We start from the raw sequence: 23,395 nt of genomic DNA on the forward strand, positions 1-23,395 counted from the left end.
GCTTATCGCTCGCTGCCTCAAGGGACTGCTCTAACTCGGAAGTCGCGCCGACACTGCATTTTCCATGCTCCGGATCAGATAATGACACTTACGATAGGAAATGTCGCCTCGCTTTTTCGATGAATTGGCACCTAGCGCATAACGCGTCTCTACTCGGATCGCCGAGGCCTGCCATACAATCATCCCGTACAGCACAGCTAGGCTGGCGCGGCTCATGGCAAAGGGGAGGAAGGCGGCCATCTTTAAACTTGCGTTTATGTAAGCGCTTGCCGTTAAGTTTGCGTTTGCCGCGGGTTGACTAGCAGCTAAAACAAGAGGAGGTAATAAAGATGCCCTTATCGGCAATCAAGCAATTGCATCTGAATCGCGCGATACGAGCAAGAATTGCCATTCTGCTCTGCGTGGCTTTGCTGTTCGTAAGTTGGTTCGGCGCCTATCCAGGCCGGGTGTCCGCATCCGCTGGCGCAGAATTGCAGACCGCGGTCACGATGCAAGTCTATGCGTCGGACGATGCCTTCGTCAGAGGCGGCACCAATGCGGATACGAAGTTCGGGACCACGACGCCCAATGAGCTTCAGGTCAAGAACATCAACACAAGCGTTGACAACGACAAGCGGGAAACGTATATCAAGTTTGATTTAAGTTCCGTTCCCGGGTTGATTACCGGCGCGAGCCTGAACCTGTACGGTGCGGTCAACGATGCCGGGCAAGCGACGGGCAAGTCGGTTAGCTTGGCCGTATACGGCGTAGCCGACGATACATGGTCGGGATCAGGAATCACCTGGAAAACGAAACCTGCCAAGGATGCCGCAATCGCGAGTCCGATGACGTTGCTGAACAAGCAAGCGGCGAAATGGTACTCCACCGACGTGTCGGACTATATGGCAGCGCAGCAGCTTGTCGATTCGACGGCGAGCATCGGATTGATCGATGAGAGCGTGGCCAATTGCTTGATCTCGCTGAGTAGCTCGGAGGCTGCGAACAAGCCTTACTTGACGGTTACATACTTGCCGGCCGCAGCCGGAGATGTCGAGCCTCCGACCTGGGCGAATGCCGCGCAGTTAAGCGCCGTCCTTCAAGGGACGAGCACCGTGCAGCTGGAATGGCCTCAGGCGGAGGACCCGTCCGGCATAGCCGGTTACCGGATCTATGCCAACGACGTGCTGCTGGCCAGCGTTCCGGCTTCGGTCCATACGTATACGGCCGCCGGCCTGCTGACAGGCACGGACTACGGCTTCCGCGTCGAAGCTGCCGATTACGCATGGAACTGGACGCAGAATGGACTGCAGAAGCAAGTCTCTCTGTCGCTAACGGAGCAGAACCTGTCCCCGACGGATGACGCCTATGTCAACGCCGGTGCCAAAGCGGCTCTCAATTTCGGCGGCGATCCGACGATGATCGTCAAGAAGAACAACGCGGAATTGACCCGGGAAACGCTGATGAAGTTCGATCTCGGCTCGGCCATGGAAGACATGGGTTCGGCCGTCTTGTATGTGTACGCGACCCTAACCGATTCCGCAGGCACGGACATCGCGAACCACCTGTACAGCACCGATACGGAGCAATGGAGCGAGTCGGATGTAACCTGGAACACGAGGCCGGGCGTACGAGACTATCTCCAAGCCTTCACCGTGAATCGCACGCCTCAGTGGTACGCGCTGGATGTCACTGCGTACGTGAAGGCGCAGCAAGCGGCGCACAACGCTGCCAGCTTCCTCATTCGCCAAGAGGTGGAGGCCGGACTCAATGTCGGCATCAACAGCAAGGAAAATGCGACCAACAAGCCATATCTCCGCATCGCCAGGGCGAAGGCGAATCCGTCGGCGCCGGAATGGGGCGTTTCCTCGAAATTGACGGTGACCCATGCCGAAGAAGACCTGATCGAAGTAAGCTGGACGCCTGCGGCCGGAGTCGATGCGTACCGCGTTTATGCGAACGGCATCCTTGTCGACACGGTAAGCGCCGGCACGACGAGCTACAAGGTATCCGGTCTTGGCGTCGGCAAGTCTTATACGATCAGGGTGGAAGCCGGAAAAGGTGCGGATTGGAGCACCGACGGTCCGTATGCAACAGTGAATACGCTGGAAACGAAGCTGCTGCAAAGCCATCTCGGCAACGTTTATCTGAGCAACGAAGAGCTGAGCATGAAGGTACAGACGGGCAGAACGTCCGTCTCGTGGACCGCTTCCGACGTGTGGGGGAATGCCGCGGCATTGGGCGTCGCCGAGACGCAGAACGGCGAAGCCTTGATCCAATTCCCGTCGACGCTGCGCGGCTATTTCACGCTGACAGCTTCGGCTGAAGCGGAAGGCCGCACGCCGATCGTGTTGAAAACGGCCTTCACGGTATTAACGCCTTACGATATGAGCCAGCTCAGCGATTCTCCGTTCGGCGTGAACGCCCATCTGGCGAGGACTTCGACAGGCTGGGATTCGAGCTTGACGGAGCTGGTCGTCAGAGCCGGCATCAAAAATGTCAGAGATGCCTCCGAATGGAACTCGGTCGAGCCGCAGAAGGGCGTATACACTGTACCGTCTTCGCCCGTGGCAGCCGCGTACATGGACGCTTTCCGCAGGGACAAGATCGATCAGCTATGGGATGTAGCCTATAACAACCCGTTATACGACCAGAACAGCACGCCGTATACCGATGAAGGCCGCGAGGGCTTCGCGAATCATGCCAAAGCGGTTCTGGACGCTTATAACGGTATGAATCCCGCAGATCCGGGATATACGCACTTTTTGAAGCAAATCGAGGTGTACAACGAGTTCAATATCGGCTTCGGAGACCGCGGAACGGGACCGGCAGATTCCAAGCCGGAGTATTATTTCCCGCTGCTCAAAAAGACCTATGAAACGGTGAAGGCCTCTCATCCGGATACGACTGTCCTGGGGATGTCGACGGCCGGCGTGCCGTTGTCCTGGATGGAGTCTGTCATGAAGCTCGGCGGACTGAACTATATGGATGTCGTCTCGTTCCATCCTTATGTGTATCCGAATGATCCCGAGCTGATCGTGAAGTCGATCGACGATGTCAACGCGCTGGTCCGCAAATACAACGGCGGGAAAACGAAGCCGCTCTGGATCTCGGAATTCGGCTGGCCGACCCATGCTACGCTCTCGGGCGTCAGCGAGACGAAGTCGGCCGACAATCTCGTACGCGCCTTCGTGTTGTCTCTCGCGAACGGCATCGAGAAAGTGTATTGGTACGATCTGATGAATGACGGTACGAATGCGACGTATAACGAAGATAACTTCGGACTCGTTCGCAATAAAAACGATAAGCTGGGTACCTACACGCCAAAGCCGTCTTACACGGCGTACGCCGTCATGATCCGCCAGTTGTCGGAGGCTGTATTCGATAAGAACCTGTCGGCGGCGGGCTCGTACTATCATTATTTGTTCAAGCAAAAAGGCGAGGACGTGCGTGTCGTCTGGGCGACATCGCCGAAATCCGTCATCATTCGCTCGCAGACCCCGGTTCACGTCGTCGACTTTATGGGCAATGAAACGGTCTATACGCCGGTTCAGGGCAAGGTGTATATGACGCTGAACGGAGAACCGTTCTACATTCGCGGCGCGATCGACGGCATCGAGGAGAACGGCACCTTTAAGCTGAGCGGCGAATCGTCCCTGATGCGGGAAGACGGCAAGCTGAAGCTGACCATCGACAACAAGGAGAGCGCGCCTATTTCCGGAACGTTCGAAATCGGCGGAAACAGCTATCCGTTGGATGCGGCTGCGGGCGCCGTGAAGACGATTGACATTCGCGTACCCGGTATGGACGGGGAGGGGAGTCTATCCGTCCGCGGGAAGCTCATGTCCACAGAGGAGAAACAGATCGGCTTGCTCACCGCGGATATTCCGTTCCGGAAGCCTTATAACATCGAGGTGAAGCCGGTCGTGGCGGCAGCGCCGGGCTCGGTTCCGTCCGTGCAGATCCTGATCGACAACAACTCGGCGGATATGCCGCTCGAGCTGACCAAGATCGATTGGTCGATCGGCGGTGCATCTGGCTCGATTCCGGCGAAGGAAATTGCGCCGACCCAGGTTGGTGTGGAAACCATCGCCTTGCCGGGCCTTGAGGAAGGTAAATCCTATCCGCTGGATGTGACCGTGTATTTAGACAGCTACGATCCGATCCATATCGTCAGCTCGATCGATTTCAACCGGGTCGTCTATAGAGAGGACGGCGCGGTGCCTGCTCCGATCGATATCACGACCGGCACGAATCGGATTGCAGCGGAGAGCTACACGGGCAAGGACGATTTGAGCGGAAGCTTCAACCTGTCCTACGACGAGACGAATTTTTATTTGGACGCGGATATTGTGGATGACACGTTCCAGTACCCGTTCGTCGGGCAGGAGATTTGGAAAAACGACAGCATCCAATTCGGCGTAGAGGACAGCATTCCGGGAATGGCGACCTTCTATTACGAAATCGGGATCTCGATGACGAACCAGGGGCCGCAAATTTACTTCTTTAACGGGCCTGCAGGCACGACGCTGGGCGTGCACGATAACGGCGATATGGATCTTAAAGTTACCCGCGACGAGGCGCAGCATATTACGAAGTATCGGCTGAAAATGCCGTGGCGGGAGCTTACGCCGATTGTGCCCGCGGCAGGCAACACAATGAGCTTCTCGATGCTGGTCAACGAAAACGATAACGGCATCCGGGACGGCTATTACGAATGGGGCTCCGGGATCGGAGGCGGGAAGGATCCGACGCTGTTCCGTTCCTTTCAATTGATGGCGCCGGCCGGCGATCATGAACCCGAAACGGAGCACAGCTCCGAGCTGAAAGGACTGTCCGTATCGGCGGGCGATTTGACGCCGGCCTTCGGGTCGGGACAGCTCAGCTACGCGGTGAACGTAGCGAACAGCGTCTACGCCACCGGCGTATCGGCCAGCAGCGTCGATCCAACTGCAACGATCAGCATCAATGGCGCCAGCCCTGCCGTAGGCACGGCAACGGCGCAGGTCGACCTGAAAGAGGGCGACAATTCGATTACGATTGTTGTAACGGCGGAAGGGCAACCAAACAAAACCTATACGGTCACCGTAAACCGTCAAGCAGACGAAGGCAATGGCAACGGCAATGGCAATGGCAACGAAAACGGCAATGGCAACGAAAATGGAAATGGCAACAGTAATGGAAACGAAAATGGCAATGACGGCACGTCCGGCACGACTGCGCCCGCTGGATCGACAAGCGTGGAGAAGCCGGGCCAAGTCATTACGACGACCGAAGTCAAAAGCGCGACAGACGCCCAAGGTAAAGCTACGGCAATCGTCTCCAGTCAACAAATCACGGATGCCTTAGCGAAGCTGACGGCCGCAGCAAGCAAAGACAAAGCTGCCGTATTGGAAATCAAGACGACGGTGGATGCGGCCGCGAAGCAGGCGATCGTGCGTCTTCCGGCGGAAGCCTGGAGCAAGATTGCGAATAGCGATGCGGATGCGCTTACGATCTCCGCGGGGCTTGCGCGGCTGTCGCTGGACAAAAACGCGCTGAAGGCCGTTCAAAGCAGCGCGGGCAGCGGCACGGTTGACGTATCGATACAGAAGGTCGACGCCGCATCCGTCACGCAAGGATGGACGCCGCAAGCGAAGCAAGCGCTGGAATCGGCCGTAGGCGGCCGGGCGATCTTCGACTTGACGATTACCGCAGGAGGCACCAAGATAAGCGCCTTTAACGGCGGAACGGTGAAGGTGAACATCCCTTATCGACCGGCTGCCGGCGAAGATGTCAACGCGGTCGTCGCCTACTATGTGACCGCGGACGGCGAGCTCGTTAAAATTGCGAATAGCATGTACGACGCCGCTAACGGTATGTTGGTATTTAACGCGACGCATTTCTCGCAATATGCGGTAGGCTACGACAAGGCGACCTTCCGCGATACGGCGTCAAGCTTTGCCCAAGATTTCATCACGTATCTGGCGGCACGCGGCATCATCGCCGGCACGGCGGCAGGCCAATTTTCTCCCACGGCCCCAATCACCCGCGCCGACTTCACGCTGATGCTCGCTCGGATGGCCGGCGCGAAGCTGGACGGCACGCAAGCATCCGCATTCCGCGACGTGGCGCCAGGCAGCTACTATGCCCAGTCCGTACAATGGGCGACGGATAACGGCATCACCAATGGCGTGAGCGGCAGCGAATTCGCTCCGACAGCGAACATCACACGCGAGCAGATGGTGACGATGCTCGTCCGATACGCAGCGCTTATGAAGCTGAGCCTGCCGCAAACGCAGCCAGCGAGCGAATTCGCAGACCGCGCCGAGATCGCCGCCTTCGCGGCGGAGGCTGCGCTGACGATGCAGCAGGCCGGCATCATCGGCGGCAAATCGGGCAACCGCTTCGCGCCGAAGGATATGGCTTCGCGCGAGGAAGCCGCGAAGATGCTGGGGATGCTCCTGCAACTGACGATTCAATAAGCGGCGAACCGACATTCTTTCTTCAAATGAACAAAAAAGGTACCGTTCCTCAATTCCATTGAGAGAGCGGTACCTTCTTTGACTAGATCTAAAAATAAGAAACGTAGTGCAAGTTCTGTGAATCGATCATGTTCAAATTTGGGGACTCGCCTCATAATGAGTCTATTCCATGTGTTTATCATCCGCATTAGAGTAATTACAAACGATCCGTATTTAACTATCGCGCCTGGATGTACAAACTTTGTAGAATCGAGGTTTTGTTCATTGAAACTCAGCATTTCAAGTAAAAGCATGCTCATTTACGGAATCGTGTTATTTACTATAATCTCTCTGACGTTTCTGCTCTCTTATCGCGGCGCTGTCGGGCCTCTGCAGGGTCAGCTTAAAAACACGAATATCGCTTTGCTTAAGCAGATCGATCAAAAACTGGATATGGAATTCCAACGCGCCGAGGAGGATCTCCTTCAGCTCAGCAACGAGCTCGAGATCGTTTATTATATGAACAACAGCTACAACGACGATTCGCACCGCTACACCAATTTTTACGCGCTGAATACAAAAATCGGCACCTTTATGAACCGAAATCTCCGATTCTCATCGATCATTCTATACTCGGATGTCAGCGGTCAGATCTTGACGGAAACGACGTTCGAGCAGAAGGAAATGTCCGCGTACGCATGGTTGACCGACTATATCGACATGGCCGGCTATTTCAAGTGGCTGCCGACCCATCCGATCTCGAACGGCGCGGTGAAGCAGGACGTGGTCACGCTTATTCGTCCGTATCCCGCGCTGAGCGCGCCCGGATTCAGAAAAGGGCTGCTCGCGCTAAATATGAAGGAAGACGTGCTGTATCAGTTGGTTCACGACGTCTTCGACAGCAATTTTGAGGGCCATGTCTTTATTCTGGACAATCAGGGCAATGTCGTCACCCATGACGACAAGAGCAAGCTTTACAGCAATATGAAGGAACTGCCGTACATACAAAAGCTGTTGACCGAACCGGAAGACGGCTCGCTTAACATTAAACTCGACGGCGTGAATCAATCGGTATTTTATCATCACTCCATCAAGTCGGGCTGGAAAATCGTCAGCATCGTTCCGGAGAGCCAGGCCTATCGCCCGTTGACGGTGATGCGAAACTTTTTGATTATATTTGCGGCCATTATATGCGTGTTTGCTTTCGGGCTGCTCTTTTATGTAAGCCGATGGACGTTTAAACCGCTGGATCGTCTGCTTCGCAAATTGTCGAAGACGAATACGGGCAAGTCGTATGGCGAGATGTCCGATCTGGAGCATATTTTTGAACAAATGTTCGAGGATCGGGCGAATCTGGAGCATCAGGTGCGGAACTCCAGACCGATCCTGAAGTGGCGCATGATCATGGACATTTTAATCGGATACCGGAAAGAGTATGCGCTGGTCAAGCATCAATTGGATTATATCGGCGTTCGCCTGTTTCCCGAATGGTTCGTCGTAAGTACGATCGAAATTACGAAGGAAGGCGGCATGAGGTCGAAGGACGAAGCCCTGTATACGTATGCGGCTTGCAATGTCGCGGAGGAGATCATTAACCGGGAGGTATCGTGCGCTGCTATCGATGTGGGCGAAGGGCGTGCCGCAATCGTCTTCAGCTTCCCTGACGGGGATGAGGAGCACAATCACCTCAGGGCCATCGCACTTCTCGAGCAGATCCTGGACGTCATGCACAAGCAATTCGGGTTGACCGTAACGGCCGGCGTCGGCAAATGCTATAAGGAGATGGAGCATGTCCCCGTGTCCTATGAGGAATCTCAACAGGCGCTCAAGTACAAGATGCTGACCGGCAGTCACACAGTCGTCTCCATCGAGGATTTGCAAGTGCCGGACAACCAGGATTATTACAAAATCATGCAGTTGATCGGTCAGATCCAGGACGCGCTGAAGCTGACCGACGAAAAAAAGCTCTTGTCTTTGCTGAACAGCATGTACCAGGAAGCCGTGCGGGTCAATCTCTCTCCGGACCTGATTCGCCAGTTCTCCTTTGAATTAGTCATGCGCTCCATGCAGACGGCGGAATCCGTCGGCATCGATCCGGGCGCGCTGCTCGCCGAAGCCGGCAATATGTACGAACGGATCCTGCAGTGCGAGAGCTGGCGGGAAACCGAACGATTCGTGGGCGGCGTCCTGACCGATTTGTCGCGAAGCATCGAGAAGAAGCGCAGTCAACGCGGCAAGAACGACACGATGGTAAAAATATTGGCGTACGTGCAGGCGAATTATCAGGATAGCGGACTGTCCCTCGATCTGCTTGCGAATGAATTCAATCTTAATCCGACGTATATCAGCAAGCTGTTCAAGGAGCATGCGGAGGGGAACTTTATCGATTACCTTATTGAGATCCGTATCGAAGCTTCCAAGCTGCTGCTGAGGGATCGGAACATCAAGATCAACGATATATCAGAGTCCGTGGGCTACGCCAACAGCCGCAGCTTTATGCGAACCTTCAAGAAAATCACGGGCATGACGCCGACGGAATACAGGGAGTGGATCCTTAGCCACAGCGACAAAGCGAATTAAACGATATTTACGGGCAGCTCTTCTCGATGGAAGGGCTGTTTTTTTGTTGCGCGATAAAAATGAACCTTGCGTAAGTTTTGTTACGCGGCGTTTTTTCAATTTTTGCAACCGACCTCATAACAAGTCTGTTTCGCATGGCTGCGATCTTGCCTATAGTTAGGCTCGTTGGCAGGGATTCCAACAAACCGAAAGGAGGATCATGCATGCAAGAGAGCTTGCCTGTTTCCCGAAAAGAATCGTTGACCATACATAAAGGTTCCACGCTTTCCAAAGGGCAACTGATGAGGCGCAGACTGGTGCGCGACAAAAACTTATATCTCATGCTGCTGCCCGTCGTCGCGTTCTATTTGTTATTCAAGTACGCGCCGTTGGCCGGCGAGATCATCGCGTTTAAGGATTACCGGTTTGCGGACGGCATCTGGGGCAGCGATTGGGTCGGACTGAAGCATTTCCGCTTGCTGTTCCAAAGCACGGACTTCTGGCGGATCTTGCGAAATACGCTGCTGCTGAACGTATACAGTCTCGTATTCGGGTTCCCCGTTCCGATCGTGCTGGCCTTGCTGCTCAACGAGGTCCGCATCGAAGGATACAAAAGAATCGTGCAAAATTTGCTGTATGTGCCTCACTTTATTTCCTGGGTCGTGCTGGGCGGCATCCTGATCGCCATGCTGTCCCCGAGTACGGGCGTCGTGAACGGTCTCCTGAAGCTATTTGGGATCGAACAAATCTATTTTATGGCGGACTCGACCTGGTGGCGGGTATCGTATACGGCTTCTTCCATCTGGAAGGAAGCGGGTTGGGGCACGATTCTGTATCTGGCCGCGATGGCATCGATCGACCCTCAGCTCTATGAAGCATCCCGCATCGACGGGGCGTCGAAGCTGCGGCAGATTTTCCATATCACGCTTCCCGGCATTAGGGGCACGATTGCCATACTGTTGATTTTGCGCATGGGCAGCATGATGGATGCCGGTCTAGAGCAGACGCTGGCGCTTCAGAACGATGCCGTTCTGGATGTGGCGGACGTCATTAGCACCTATGTGTACCGGATCGGCCTTCAAAATATGAATTACAGCTATACGACGGCTCTCGGTCTCTTCCAATCCCTGATCGGATTGATCCTGATCGTCAGCGTGAACAAGATTATTCGTTTGTTTGGAGAAAGGGGGCTATGGTGACCGTGGGGCAATCGAGAAAACGCGTGTCGCTATGGGAATGGAGCAATTATATCGTGCTCGGCCTGCTCTCTTTAATCGCGCTATTTCCTTTCTGGTATGAAATATCCGCATCGTTCAGCAGCAGCCGCGCCATCTCCTCGGGCGAGGTATTGTTCAGGCCGGTAGAGTTTAACGTGGAGGCGTACAAACGGCTTTTCGACGACGGACAGTTGCTGCGCTCCATGGTGAATACGGTCATCGTCACGGTTGTCGGTACCGTCCTGAATATGATCATGACCGTGCTTGCCGCCTTTCCGTTATCCCGTCGCAGACTGTACGGCCGCGGCCCGCTGCTTATGTTCATTACCCTGACGATGATCTTTAGCGCGGGCATCATTCCCAGCTTTATTCTGGTCAAGTCGCTCGGTTTAATGGATTCCTTCTGGGCTCTGTGGCTGCCTGCGCTTATAAGCACCTATAACTTGTTCGTGATGAAATCCTTCATGGAAGGCTTGCCGGAAGAGATTATGGAGTCTGCATCCATCGACGGCGCAGGGGACTGGCGTATATTGATTCAAATTATTCTTCCGTTATGCAAACCGATTCTTGCGGCTTTGTCGCTATTCTATGCGGTAGGCTGGTGGAATTCTTACTTTAATGTCATGCTCTACATCACCTCTTCGAACCTGCAGACGATGATGCTGAAGCTTTACCAGATGATTAAGCAAGTGGACGCCAGCTTGTTAAACGGCGGGGCCGGCAGCGAGGGGGCCGCGCAGGTAATGCTGACGCCTGAGGGGATCAAAGCGGCGGCCGTCGTCATCGTGCTTACGCCGATCCTATGCCTCTATCCTTTTCTACAAAAGCACTTCGTTAAAGGCGTGTTGATCGGTTCTGTAAAAGGTTGATATCATGATGAGGATAATCTCCTCACTAGATATAGATTCTAACAAATTTAAAGGGGATGAAGGGTTTGAAGACGTCTAAAAAGGTGCTCACCATGCTGATGGCTGCCGGCTTGACCGCTTCGGCGCTGACAGCCTGCAGTTCGGAATCGAACGGCAATCAATTGTCTTCGCTGTCCGCAGAGGGATCGGGCAGCGCGGCAGCGAGCAGTGCGGGAAATGCAAACGGCAAGAAGGTTGGCATCACCGTCTCGATGTTTGACAGAGGCGCGGTGGCGGCAGACGAGGGCAGCTACGAGAACAACCGCTGGACCAAATGGATTAACGAAAATGCGCCAGCTGCCGTCAAGTGGGTGCCCGTCCCCCGCAACGAAGCGCAAACCAAGCTGAATACCCTGATCGCATCCGGAAGCGCACCCGATCTGATGTGGGATTATGACCGAAACTACATCGCGCAGCTCGCAAACAACGGCGCCATTCAGCCGATCGGGGATTATATCGAGAAGTACAGCACGACGTATAAAAATTACTTGAACGAGCATCCGGAGCTTAAATCGTATCTGAATATCGATAGCAAAATGTATGCGGTTGCAAGCGTTCGCGGACCTGAAGCGATTGCGAACCACGGAATTTGGATCCGGCAGGACTGGCTGGACAAGTTGAATCTGCAGGCGCCGACGACGGTCGACGAGCTGATCGAAGTCGCCCGCAAGTTCAGGGACGAAGATCCGGACGGCGACGGCAAGAAGAATACCGTTCCGATCGTGTTCAACGGCAACGGCAACACCATTATGCGTTCGTTTTTCCAAACCCACGAAAACCAATGGTACCTGGAAGGGGACAAGCTGGAATTCGGCAGAGTGAACGACCGCACCAAGGATTATCTTGCTTTTCAGAAGCAGTTGTTCGACGAGGGCTTAATCGATAAAGAGTACATCACGGACAAAAACTTCCAGCGCGCCACGCAGTTCTGGACGACCGGGCAAGCGGGCATCCTGTTGGGCGCGTGGAATATGGAAAATGAATTTATGGACCTCAAGAAAAATGTGCCGACTGCCAAGATGACGGCCATGGAGCCGGTCGCCTCCAAGTACGGCAAGTCCGGTCTGTATCAAGAAACGCCTGCCAACATCTATGTAACCTTTAACAGTCAGATGAAGGAAGACAAGATCGAGGCGGCCATCAAGTATTTGGACTGGATGCTGGATTCGGGCTGGAAGCCGCTTAAGTACGGCGAGGAGAACGTCCATTACAAGCTGGTCGACGGCGTTCCGCAAACCATCGATGCCGCGAAGTTTAAACAAGAAGTCGCCTATGCGTCCGAATATGCGGTTGTCAATCAGTATGCGCTCAAGCCGGAATGGTTCCCGACGATGGCGGCCTCGGACGCAATCTCCCAGGAATATGCGAAGGAAAAAGCCAATTCGCTCAGCGTCGCCATGAAAAACGAATATCGCCGCGATATTGCCTACAATCCTTCTTTGCCGGAAGTAAGCGAGCTGGTTGCGACCTTTGCGCCGATCGCCGTGCAAATCGAGACGAAGGTCGTTACCGGAGCCATGACCCCGGATGCCGGTATGGTTGAGATCCGCAAGGAATGGAACCGGTTGGGCGGCGAGAATGTGGAGAAGCTCGTGAACGAGTGGTATCAGGCCAATAAGGATCAATTGAAGTAAACCAATAAGGTGAATCAACAAAGTAAACCAAAAAGTGGGCCGATCATCTTTTCGGCTCACTTTTCTATAGGAGCGGAGCAAACGATGAAGTTCAACGACGGGAAGGCCGACAACCTCGAATCGGATCGGAAGTGGCAGACGCATTTCGAAAAAGAGCTGGCCAAGCTGCACGATCGATATAATCCCGAAAATCGGATGCTGCGCTGCCCCTTCGCCAGCCCGGGCTACCATACAACGATTAAGAGCGCGCCGCATATTCATCCGACGAGAGAATCGATGGATTACGCGCTTGCTTTATTGGATGCGGGCGAAGAGAGATACGAACAGCGGGCGTTTGACATCATTAAAGAGATCGTTTCTCTTCAAGACCAGAATCCGGATTCCCCTACCTTTGGGATCTGGTCTTGGTTCTGGGAAGAACCGCTCGCGCGCATGTCGCCGCCGGACTGGAACTGGGCGGACTTCATTGGCAAAAGACTTCTGTTCGTATACATTCGTCATGGCCGGCGATTGCCGGAAGCTTTGCGGACGGCCGTTTGCCAGGCCATTTGTTTTAGCTGCGAAGCCATCATCAAGCGCAATGTCGGCCCCGAATATACCAATATCGCTATTATGGGAGCATTCGTAACGCTCATCGCCGGAGAAAGATTGGGCGTTTCCCGTTATTTCGAATACGGCTTCGCCCGTCTGCGGCGGTTTTACGCCTATACGATGGAAGCCGGCGCCTTTCTAGAGTACAACAGCCCGCCCTACAGCACGATCGCCATCCTTGAGCTCTCGGCGCTTGCGACGTATACGCGGACGGCGTCTGCTTACCGCATTACGACGGAGCTGCTGGATACGACTTGGCAGATGATTGCCGAGCATTTTCACCCTTATCTCCAAGAATGGTCCGGTCCCCATGCACGTTCCTATTCCTCCTTTTTGGATCCGACGCATTTGTCCTTTCTGTACGCGGCTTGCGACGGAGAAGTCCCGCTTATTCGCGAGGCGGATTTTCGGTACAGTCTCGAATGGTTCGGTCATGGGGTGGAGTGCCCGCTGCAATTCAGAAGCTTGTTCGCCGATTTGACCTCCGCACGCGAGCTGAGACAGGATCTGCCGCCGAGTCCGGAATTCCGCACGCGCTCGGCTTATACGTATATGACCGAAGCCTACGCAATAGGAACCTTTAATCATAACGTCATGTGGAATCAATGCCGCAATTTATTGGCTTATGTAAGGGCGAAGAACAACGAACGCTGCTACGTTCGCCTGCGCGTTCTGCATGACGGCTACGATTTCTGCTCGGCCGTATTTAAGGGAACGCAAAAAGGCGGGTCCGTGTTGTACGGCATTCAGTTCGCCCTCGACGGCGGGGATACGCATGTGAATCTGGATCCGATTTACGGGAAAATGATGGCTGAGGATCTGAGAATTCGAATCGAGATTGGCTGTACGGGCCAGGCTCCTGCATGGGCGCAGCGCAGTGAAGACATTTATGAGACGGTCATCGGGGAAACCGGCTTGGTCGTCAGCGGCTTATACGGCGCGATGTCGGGCTTTGGTCCGTTCCGGTGGGAGACGCATACGGAAAACGGCTCTTCCTGTCTGGATTTGATCTTGCACGAAGGCGGCGTTCGAGAGATTGACTTCCACAATATGGGCGAAGCGCTGTTTCTTTTTGCGCTGTCCTTATCGAGTGAAGAGAAAGCGGGTCACGACGTATTAATTTCCGCTCGCGAACATACCGTGCAAGTAACGAGTCAAATGCCAGAAGGCCAGGCTGTTCTGGGTCTGGAATTGGCCAAAAAGCCAGCCAATCGCATGGAACTGTTCATGTCGTGATTAGCGGCCGCGGTCGTAGCCGGAATGGTAAGCTTTGCAATATAAGAAGGACGGTGGGCATCGATGGTTGAAGCTTATGCGGGAAAAGTATGGCGGCAAATGATACAGGACCATTCCGGAAACTGGGGAATGGACATCGATCACTGGGACTGGGTCCCGGGGGTTGGCGTCATTGCACTGCTGGAATACTACGAGGCGACGAGCGATGTTCAGGTGCTGGCGTATTTGCAGGACTGGGTGAAAAGAAATGAGGCGAAGGCCAAGGGGAAAACGGTAATCAATTCGATTGCCCCCTTTGCGATCTTCCCTGCGCTTTACCGGCTGACCGGCGATGCCAAGTTCAAGGAGGAAGCGGTGCGCGTCGCCGAGTGGCTGCTGCATGCAGCGCCGCGCACGCGCGAAGAAGCCTTCGAGCATACGGTGACGGAAAACGTGGCATTTTCCGAGCAGGTATGGGCGGATACGATCTTCATGGCGGTGCTGTTCCTGGCGCGCACGGCCTCGCTCCTCGGAAGCACGGCTTACGCGGAGGAGGCGCTCAAGCAGTTGCTGATCCATTTGCGCTTGCTGCAGGATCCGCAGACCGGCGTGCTGTTCCATGGCTGGAACTGCACCTCGGGCGATCATATGTCCGGCGCGCGCTGGACGCGGGCGAATGCCTGGATTGCCGCCGGCGTCCCGATGATCGTAGCGGAGATCGACGGGCTTGTCGACATTCCGCAGGAGCTGAAGGCGCGTTACGGCCGCCTGATGAGCGGGCTCCTCGGCTATCAGCAGGCGGATGGGCTGTGGAGCACGGTGATGGACCGGCCGGACTTTTACAGAGAAGTGTCGGGCAGCGCGGGGATCGCTTACGGCGTACTGAAGGCGATTGAGCTGAAGCTGATTGCGGACGAAGAGAAGTACGTGGCCGGTGCCGACCGAACGTATCGCGCGATCGTTCCGTATATTACGGACGAGGGCCTGGTCAAGGGCGTATCCGGCGGCACGCCGGTGATGCCGACGATCGAGGCGTATCAGAATGACGTGCCGACGTATCCGACCCTGTACGGGCAGGGCCTGGTGCTGATGCTGCTCGCGAAAATATCGCAAAGGAGCGAGTAGACCATGCGCAGCGCCGAGCTTCTCGCCTCGATCCAGGCCAAAGAAAAAGCGTATGATGCCGACGTCAAGCTAGTTCGGGTTCCTATGACGAAGACGTATCACACGGCGTTAAAGCCGGAGCGGCATCCTTTCGCTTACGAGCTGTATGTCGCGACCTGCTATGCATTTGACCTACTGCAGTATGGCGGCGAAGCATACGCGAAGCGGGCGTCAGACATTCTGGAGGTCGTCGTCGCCAGGCAGGACCAAGATCCGAGTCGTTCGACATACGGGATCTGGCCGTATTTCGACGAGGAGTCGCTGGACGAGATGGATCGTCCTGATTGGAATATGGCGGATTTTCACGGCAAGAAGCTCGTGCTCATTTTAAAAAATCATGCGGAGCTGCTCCCGCCTTCGCTCATCGACAAGCTGCGCGGCGCCGTGTATCACGCCTGCCAGGCAATCATCATCCGCCATGTCGGCCCGCATTATACGAACATCGCCATCATGGGGGCGCTCGTTACGCTTCTGGGCGGCGAGCTGCTGGGTCAAGAAGGGATTCGCAGCTATGGCGAGCAGCGTCTCCGCACGTTTCGCGACTATACGAAGGCTATCGGCACGTTCTCGGAGTACAACAGTCCGTGCTATACGCCGATTGCCATCGAGGAGCTGCACGGCATCTACGCGGATTCGGGCACGGCCGGGGCGGTTGCGGACGCGGAGGAGCTGCTGGACCTTGCCTGGCATATGATCGCGAGGCATTATCACCCTGCGACGGGCGCGTGGAGCGGCCCGCACAGCCGGACGTACAGCACGCAGCTGCGGCCGAACGAAAAGGCTTTTCTTGAGAATGCGCTTGGGCATGAGCCGGAGTACGAGCCGGGGCAGGAGTCGGGATTGAAGCCGGAGCCGGGACCTATTCGCTGCCCTGATAAGTACCGCTACTTGTTCAGCTCGACGGAGGAACGTTACTTCACGGAGCCAACGCTGAAGGCGGACGAGACGGGCTTCCAAAACTATGCGACGACGTATCAGAACGAGCGGCTGTCGCTCGGCAGCTATTCGTCTGGCAGCATGTGGAACCAGCGCCGTAATCTGCTCGGCTACGTGGACAGCGGCGGCGGGAATGCGGTGTCGATCCAGCTCCAGTTTTTAAAGGACGGCAGGGACTTCTGCTCGGCGATTTTCACGGGCGTGCAGTCGCGCGGGCTGGTGCTGTTCGCCTTTAACCTGGCGACGGATAACGGCGGGTGGCATCAGGATCTGGACATCCTTAACGGCAGGTTCCGAGCCAAGGATCTGCGCATCCGGCTTCTCCTCGGTGGAAACGCGGCGAATGTGGAGCTGCCGATAACTCAGGCGGGCACCCGGTTCGTGACCGCAATCGGGGGGACGACGATGCAGGTGGAGGCGGTCCTGGACTGCTCGGACTATGGAGAACTCCAGCTGCAAACGGAGCGAAGCGAAGAAGGCATCAGCCTGGACTACGTCATCTCGACGGGCGAAGAGCGGGATTTCGATTTTCATGCGCTGGAGCAGGCGGTCTGGATCTTCACGCTGTCGCTGGGCGAAGATCGGCCGCTGCCGGCCATCGACATCCAATCCGACGAATCGTGGCTGACCGCGTCAGTTCAAACGGACGATGGCCTGGCTGCCATCACCGTGCCGCAGAAGCCGCGGAAAACCGGCGAGCTGTATCGGGAGAACAAGGTTCAACTGCCTTCGGCTTTGCTGGGGAAGTCACGTGCAAAATGGGTGTGAAAAATGAGGAAAGCCTTCGATGCTGCTTCGGCAGGTTGGGGGCTTTTATTGTTGTTTGCCGTGAACCAGAAAACTTGCTAAGATGAAATTATGTTATAAAGTTATTACATTTATAAGGTATTAACAATTGGACGCGGATCATACTTATAGAGAGGAGAATTATAATGAATGGTGTGGTCAAAGTGAAAAACGAAAAATCGAATGCGATGCGTTATTCCCGCAAAGTAGGTCGAATGGGCAACAGCTTAGGGATTGGTTTGCCAAAAAGACTGGCTGAAAAGTTAAATGTTACGCAGGGCGACGAGATTGAATTTGTGGAGAATGACCGCGGTGAAGTTGTGTTGAAGAAGGTTCGGCAAGCTGGGCTCCCCGACAATGTAAGACCTGAAGTTCTTGAAGCGTTTTTTGACGTGTTTGAAGAGGATGAGGGTATTCTTGAAGACTTAAGGGATCGATGAAATGATGATATTCCTAACCAAGGAAGAGGTCATTTCAGCCCATTATTTCATGATGCGGAAAATGAACGACGCAGACCAAGCAGGCGTGAAGGATCATGGCTTGCTGGAATCTGCGGTACATCGACCGCAACAAAGCGTCTTCGGGGAGGATGCATATCCCCATTTATTCGACAAAGCGGCTGCTTTGCTAGAGTCTCTAGTCAAGAATCATTGCTTCCACAACGGCAATAAACGGACAGCCTATTTGGTTACCAAATCATTTCTCATGATGAATGGCAAGCATTTAAAAATGGAACGCGAATATGCTGTGGAGTTTATCGTAGATGTTGCAAAAGGAATTCATTCGTTGGAGGATTCTGCGAGGATTTTAGAACAATTTTCCTTAGATAGATAAAAAATCAAGGGCATGCTTTCTGAATAATAAACGTCCCTGTCAACCAGGGTGGTACCGCGGATCGACTCCGTCCCTTGAGGATGGAGTTTTTTTGCGTTTTTAATGGCGTTTAAAATTCGATTTTTAATCCGCCGTGCTCGATCGGCAGTCGGAGACGTTTATGGGCATCGTTGGGCTTCGTATCGATCCATTGCTCGGAGGCGGCGAAGCGAGTATTGCGGTTCGCGTTGGAGGACCTGAAGCTGCATCGCGTATGGGCAGCGGCCCTGACGCGGAATCCGGCTTCGTTTCGCGTGATGGAAAAGATGGGAATGAAGCATGAAGGGGTATTTCGGGGATATGTGTTAAAGGACGGCGAATACGAGGATTTGACCTATTATGCGTTGCTGCGTTCGCAGCTGTCGTAAGTAAGGTTAACTGCGTTAAAGGAGGGCTTCGGTTGGAAAAGACAATGAGCGGCGTAAAATTAATGTAGCGATCGAGGCCGTTACCGACGAATTGGCGCGCAAACATGCGTTTGAGTCGGATTCAGTTCGTATGCTTCGATCGCGAGAACTACGACTTGTACGTGAAACGGATCGGTGCGCTGTGACAAGCTCCGAGCCCAGCCAAGTCGGCCGAGCGGCTTCCAAGAGACGTTTTTCATTGCCATATGCGTTATCCCCACTTTATCGAGATTATCCACAACTTACCCACAGCGTGTGCACAGCGTTATGCACAAGTGGGTGGAAGCCAGACATCTGAGTCTTTATATTGCTGCCACGTTATTTCGATTGGTCATGGCGTCTCCTCTTGCGGCGGAAAAGTTGAGCATCATGTTCGTAATTTACGAAAGGGCGAGCCAGCAATACGAAAGTATAAACGGCGAACAGCCAGGAAGCGACGATGGTTATTTTGAGAATGCTGCTTAAGGTGGAGTTGTTATAACGGGATGTTTTCTTCATGATGAAGGGGCTTCCAAACGTGCTGCGTACACTTATCCCCAAGTTATCCACGGATTGTGCACAAAGTTATGCACATATTCTTGAGCGTCCGCGTTTCGTGCGTCGCTGCAACGCGCTCCTTAACCGATATCCCGGCTTGAGGGTTCGGCGTCCCCGTTCCTCGCCTCACGGTCCGGTGATACAATTGAACCGAAGAGAAACGAAATGAGGGGAAGGCGAGCGGAATGGCGGCGAAAAACACGATTTTATTCATTGGCGATTCGATTACGGACGGCGCTCGCGGCCGGACGAGCGATCCCAATCATATTTTGGGGCACGGTTTTGTATTTCAGATCGCGGGCCGCTTGGGCTTGGAGCTTGGCGCCGATGCCCCTGCAGTGGTGAATCGCGGCGTTAGTGGGGACCGGGCTTCGGATCTGTATGCCAGGTGGAACGAAGACGCGATCAGCGTACGGCCGGATTTCATCAGCATCCTGGTCGGCGTCAACGACGCATACCATCTGATCCAGGGCGACGCGCGCGGCGCTTCAGATCGTTACAAGACGGCTTATACGCATCTGCTCGAAGAGACGCGGGCGGTGCTTCCGAATGCGCGGATCGTATTGTGCGAGCCTTTTATCCTCCGGGCCGGGTCTCTTGACGAGAAGTGGACGGACTGGGAAACGAGGATGACGGCATACCGGCAGATCGTGCGCGAGCTGGCCGACAGCTATTCGGCGACGTTCGTACCGCTGCAGCACCTGTTCGACTAAGCTTGCCGGCGTGCGCCGCGGGAGCACTGGCTCTGGGACGGCATTCATCCGACCGCCGCCGGCCACGAGATGATTGCGCGCCAATGGCTGAAGGTCGTATCCTTGCCGCGCTTGCAATAACGATATATAAGTAGTTATCAACATAACATCCACAGCATGTGCACAGAGTTATGCACATGTGGAAGAATAGTAGACAGACGAAACCACACTTCGGTGTTAGCGCTGCTTTTAAAGCTGTATAGTCAGGATAAAAATTCCCCTTCCGCGCAACCTAATCGGATGTCGAGGCGAACTTCATTTGCCCATAGGGCGCGCGACGCATCGGACTTCGGATACGTGGAGGGATATCGGGTGGAAAACCTATATACGGCAACCGTGACAGTCACGGGGGGACGCGAAGGCAAGCTGTCTTCGAGCGACGGCGTGCTGCAGCTTGAGCTGCGCATGCCCAAGGAGCTAGGCGGAATGGGCGGGGCTGCGACGAATCCGGAGCAGCTGTTCGCGGCGGGCTACGCGGCATGCTTCGAGAGCGCGCTGAATCTGGTATGCCGCCGGCGTGAGGTCAAGTTCGAAGGCACGGAAGTGACGGCACATGTCACGATCGGCAAAGACACGGACGGCGGATTCGCCCTGGCGGTCGCGCTCGATGTGACGCTGAACGGCGTCGAACGCACGCTGGCCGAACAGCTGACTGCCGAGGCGCACCAGGTCTGCCCTTATTCCAAGGCGACGCGGGGCAATATCGAGGTCACGATCAACGTCGTTTAAAGACGGGGCGCCCAGCCATGCGCAAATAAGACACCGCGAACCTTTTTGCGAAAAGGCCGCCGGTGTCTTATTCTTTTAAAACAAGGTTATGGACGATCCGTACCCTGAGTGCCGCTGTCGGACTGGCCTTGTTCGAAAGCTTCTGCCGCTTCCTCCGCGGAGAACTCGGTATCGTCCTGGCCGGGGACGGGCAGCTTGTTCAGCTTGGTCGTCTGGACCTCCGCTTTGGACGGCTCGTTTTGGTTATGGGTCATGGGGCACCTCCTTGGACGATTTTCACAACCATTCCAGCATGCCACTTCTTGGACGAGAATATGTGCGCAATACGAGGAGGCGGGCTTATGGGCGAGAAACGGACGATCACGCTTGGCATGGGCTGCTTCTGGTCGCCGGAAGCGCTGTTCGGCTCGTTGCCCGGCGTCGCGGAGACGCGCGTTGGTTATGCGGGCGGGACCACCGGGCTGCCGACGTATCGCGAGATGGGGGATCATTCCGAGACGGTCGAGATCGTTTTCGATGCCGCGCTCATTACTGCAGACCAATTGCTGGAGACATTCTGGCATCATCATAACCCCGTTAATATTAACGGTTATAAAGGAAGACAGTATCAGTCTTTGCTGCTATACCGCGACGCGGATCAGGCGGAGGTTTTTAACCGGGTTAAGAAGCGGGTGGAGGCGGACAAGGGACATGCGCTGGAGACGGAGATTGCGCCCTTTAATGCGTTTTATCCTGCAGAGCCGCGGCATCAGAAGTATTATCTGAAAAGATACCCGGATGCGGTGGGCAGACTGAGCGGACTGTACGAATCGGAAGAAGCCTTTCTGCGTTCGACGCTGGCGGCACGGCTCAACGGCATCGCCAAGGGGTATGCGAATCTGGGGCCGGTCCTCCGCGAGATTCAAGCGTGGCCCATGAATCCGGAGGTGCGGAATGCTTTGATTGAACGGGTTCGGAAGATACGGTGGTGATCGCCAAGCCGCAGTCCGTCCGTCTTTAGATGGTAAAGCACGGGGATTTATCGTATCATGAGGAACCGACAATCGCGGATGTACAAAGGGGAATCAGAATGAGCGAACCCAGCTTCAACGACTATAAATTAAGCGACGACATACGCCGGGCTTTGGACAGCATGGGGTACGTCAAGCCGACCGAAGTGCAAAGCAAAGTCATTCCGGTCGCGCTGCAGAAGAAGGATATGACCGTCAAGTCTCACACGGGCAGCGGGAAGACGGCTGCGTACGGGATTCCGATCTGCGAGATGGTGGAGTGGGAAGAAAACCGTCCACAAGCCTTGATTCTGACGCCGACGCGCGAGCTGGCCGACCAGGTCAAGGAAGATATGATGAACATAGGCCGATTTAAACGGATCAAGGCGACCGCGATTTACGGCAAACAGCCCTTTGCCAGGCAAAAGATTCAGTTGGCGCATAAAAACCATGTCGTTGTCGGGACGCCGGGGCGGGTCATGGATCACATCGAGCGAGAAACGATCGACCTCGAGCAAGTGAAATATCTGGTCATCGACGAAGCCGACGAGATGCTGAGCATGGGGTTCATCGAGCAGGTAGAGAAGATTATTCGCGAGCTGCCCAAGGATCGTGTGACCCTGCTATTCTCCGCTACGCTGCCCAAGGATGTCGAACGCCTGTGCCACAAGTATATGAAGCTGCCGCTCGATATCGAGATTCAGACGGAGGGCAGAACGACTAGCCAGATCGAGCATGCGCTCTACACGGTGAAGGACGACGACAAGCTGAATGTGCTCAAGGACATCGCCACGGTCGAAAATCCGGACAGCTGCATCATTTTTTGCCGGACGCAGGTCAGGGTTGACATCGTATTCAAGGAGCTGCATAAGCACGGATACCCCTGCGATCGAATCCACGGGGGCATGGAGCAGGACAATCGCTCCCAGGTGATGAACGAGTTCAAGCGCGGGGAGTTTCGTTACCTGATCGCGACGGACGTTGCCGCGAGAGGAATCGATATCGACAATATTAGTCTTGTCATCAATTACGATTTTCCCCAGGAAAACGAAAGCTACGTGCATCGGACCGGCAGAACCGGACGGGCCGGCAACAGGGGGAAGGCGATCTCCTTCGCTACGCCGAACGAAGAGAAATTCGTAATCAACGTGGAGCGATATGTCGGCTTTGAAATTCCGAGGAGAAACAACCCCTCCAAAGATGCGGTGGCGTATGCCCAAGCTTCTTTTGATGCGAAAATCAAGAGCAAGACAGACGTCAAAATAGACAGGAGCTCCCGTTTGGACGAGGAGATCCTGAAGCTCTACTTCAACGGCGGGAAGAAAAAGAAGATCCGGGCGGTGGACTTCGTCGGCACGATCGCCAAGATCGAAGGCGTGTCAGCGGAGGATATCGGAATTATCACGATCGAGGACAATGTGTCCTATGTGGATATTCTCAACGGCAAAGGCCGCCTGGTGTTGAACAAGATGCAGGAGACGACGATTAAAGGCAAGCTGCTGAAGGTTCGCGTAGCGAACAAGAAATAGAAAAGCGTTTCAGCTTAGCAGCCTCTAAAATTTTAGCTTTTCAAGCGCGGGCGAATATGATTTAATGTACTTAATATTTCCAGCGGTGAAGCACACCCTGGCAGGACGTCTGCGGACGTTTTGTCGGGGTGTTTTGTTTTGCCCGGGTGA

16 protein-coding genes are annotated in these 23,395 nt (G+C 54.7%); 15 read left to right on the top strand and 1 reads right to left on the bottom strand.

From position 1 onward, the window contains the following. The first annotated feature begins 329 nt into the window (after nt 1-329). From ACFSR7_RS12920 to ACFSR7_RS12980, 13 genes are all read left to right on the top strand, one after another. The gene (locus ACFSR7_RS12920) at nt 330-6,440 is read left to right on the top strand and encodes a CBM96 family carbohydrate-binding protein (protein WP_378162095.1); all 6,111 of its coding nucleotides are present in this window, start codon (nt 330-332) and stop codon (nt 6,438-6,440) included. 264 nt (nt 6,441-6,704) lie between these two features. Then, nucleotides 6,705-8,999: a helix-turn-helix domain-containing protein gene (locus ACFSR7_RS12925; RefSeq protein ID WP_378162097.1), complete on the top strand. Its 2,295-nt coding sequence runs from the start codon at nt 6,705-6,707 to the stop codon at nt 8,997-8,999. Nucleotides 9,000-9,202: 203 nt separating this feature from the next. Continuing rightward, nucleotides 9,203-10,177 (top strand): ABC transporter permease, encoded by a 975-nt coding sequence (locus ACFSR7_RS12930; RefSeq protein WP_378162099.1) that lies wholly within the window; start codon nt 9,203-9,205, stop codon nt 10,175-10,177. After that, nucleotides 10,171-11,064: a carbohydrate ABC transporter permease gene (locus ACFSR7_RS12935; RefSeq protein WP_378162101.1), complete on the top strand. Its 894-nt coding sequence runs from the start codon at nt 10,171-10,173 to the stop codon at nt 11,062-11,064. Before ACFSR7_RS12930 ends, ACFSR7_RS12935 begins: the two co-directional genes overlap by 7 nt. A gap of 65 nt (nt 11,065-11,129) precedes the next feature. Continuing rightward, nucleotides 11,130-12,737, top strand: coding sequence for an extracellular solute-binding protein (locus ACFSR7_RS12940; protein ID WP_378162103.1), 1,608 nt, complete (start codon nt 11,130-11,132; stop codon nt 12,735-12,737). 84 nt (nt 12,738-12,821) lie between these two features. Then, nucleotides 12,822-14,564 carry a hypothetical protein gene (locus ACFSR7_RS12945; RefSeq protein WP_378162105.1) on the top strand — a complete coding sequence of 581 codons (1,743 nt, stop codon included), beginning with the start codon at nt 12,822-12,824 and terminating at the stop codon, nt 14,562-14,564. Nucleotides 14,565-14,627: 63 nt separating this feature from the next. Then, on the top strand, nt 14,628-15,668 hold the full coding sequence (locus tag ACFSR7_RS12950) for a glycoside hydrolase family 88/105 protein (RefSeq protein ID WP_378162107.1): 1,041 nt from the start codon (nt 14,628-14,630) through the stop codon (nt 15,666-15,668). A 3-nt stretch (nt 15,669-15,671) separates the two neighbouring features. Beyond that, the gene (locus tag ACFSR7_RS12955; protein WP_378162109.1) at nt 15,672-17,411 is read left to right on the top strand and encodes a hypothetical protein; all 1,740 of its coding nucleotides are present in this window, start codon (nt 15,672-15,674) and stop codon (nt 17,409-17,411) included. Nucleotides 17,412-17,575: 164 nt separating this feature from the next. Next, nucleotides 17,576-17,869 carry an AbrB/MazE/SpoVT family DNA-binding domain-containing protein gene (locus tag ACFSR7_RS12960; RefSeq protein WP_378162111.1) on the top strand — a complete coding sequence of 98 codons (294 nt, stop codon included), beginning with the start codon at nt 17,576-17,578 and terminating at the stop codon, nt 17,867-17,869. Between the two features lies 1 nt (nt 17,870). After that, nucleotides 17,871-18,263, top strand: coding sequence for a type II toxin-antitoxin system death-on-curing family toxin (locus ACFSR7_RS12965; protein ID WP_378162113.1), 393 nt, complete (start codon nt 17,871-17,873; stop codon nt 18,261-18,263). Between the two features lie 170 nt (nt 18,264-18,433). Beyond that, complete coding sequence (locus tag ACFSR7_RS12970) at nt 18,434-18,670, top strand: GNAT family N-acetyltransferase (protein ID WP_378162115.1); 237 nt, start codon at nt 18,434-18,436, stop codon at nt 18,668-18,670. Between the two features lie 761 nt (nt 18,671-19,431). Beyond that, nucleotides 19,432-19,959 (top strand): GDSL-type esterase/lipase family protein, encoded by a 528-nt coding sequence (locus ACFSR7_RS12975; protein WP_378162117.1) that lies wholly within the window; start codon nt 19,432-19,434, stop codon nt 19,957-19,959. Nucleotides 19,960-20,310: 351 nt separating this feature from the next. Then, the gene (locus ACFSR7_RS12980) at nt 20,311-20,727 is read left to right on the top strand and encodes an organic hydroperoxide resistance protein (RefSeq protein ID WP_378162119.1); all 417 of its coding nucleotides are present in this window, start codon (nt 20,311-20,313) and stop codon (nt 20,725-20,727) included. An 86-nt stretch (nt 20,728-20,813) separates the two neighbouring features. Here ACFSR7_RS12980 and ACFSR7_RS12985 read toward each other — a convergent pair whose 3' ends face one another. After that, nucleotides 20,814-20,981 carry a hypothetical protein gene (locus ACFSR7_RS12985; protein WP_378162121.1) on the bottom strand — a complete coding sequence of 56 codons (168 nt, stop codon included), beginning with the start codon at nt 20,979-20,981 and terminating at the stop codon, nt 20,814-20,816. 87 nt (nt 20,982-21,068) lie between these two features. On the opposite strand from ACFSR7_RS12985, the gene ACFSR7_RS12990 reads away from it, so the two are divergent. Both ACFSR7_RS12990 and ACFSR7_RS12995 read left to right on the top strand, forming a co-directional pair. After that, on the top strand, nt 21,069-21,698 hold the full coding sequence (locus tag ACFSR7_RS12990) for a peptide-methionine (S)-S-oxide reductase MsrA (RefSeq protein ID WP_378162123.1): 630 nt from the start codon (nt 21,069-21,071) through the stop codon (nt 21,696-21,698). Nucleotides 21,699-21,796: 98 nt separating this feature from the next. Beyond that, entirely contained in the window at nt 21,797-23,245 is a 1,449-nt protein-coding gene (locus ACFSR7_RS12995) for a DEAD/DEAH box helicase (RefSeq protein WP_378162125.1), read from the top strand. The last annotated feature ends 150 nt before the right edge of the window (nt 23,246-23,395 follow it).

This window comes from Cohnella sp. GCM10020058, assembly GCF_042683485.1.
Classification (GTDB): domain Bacteria; phylum Bacillota; class Bacilli; order Paenibacillales; family Paenibacillaceae; genus Cohnella.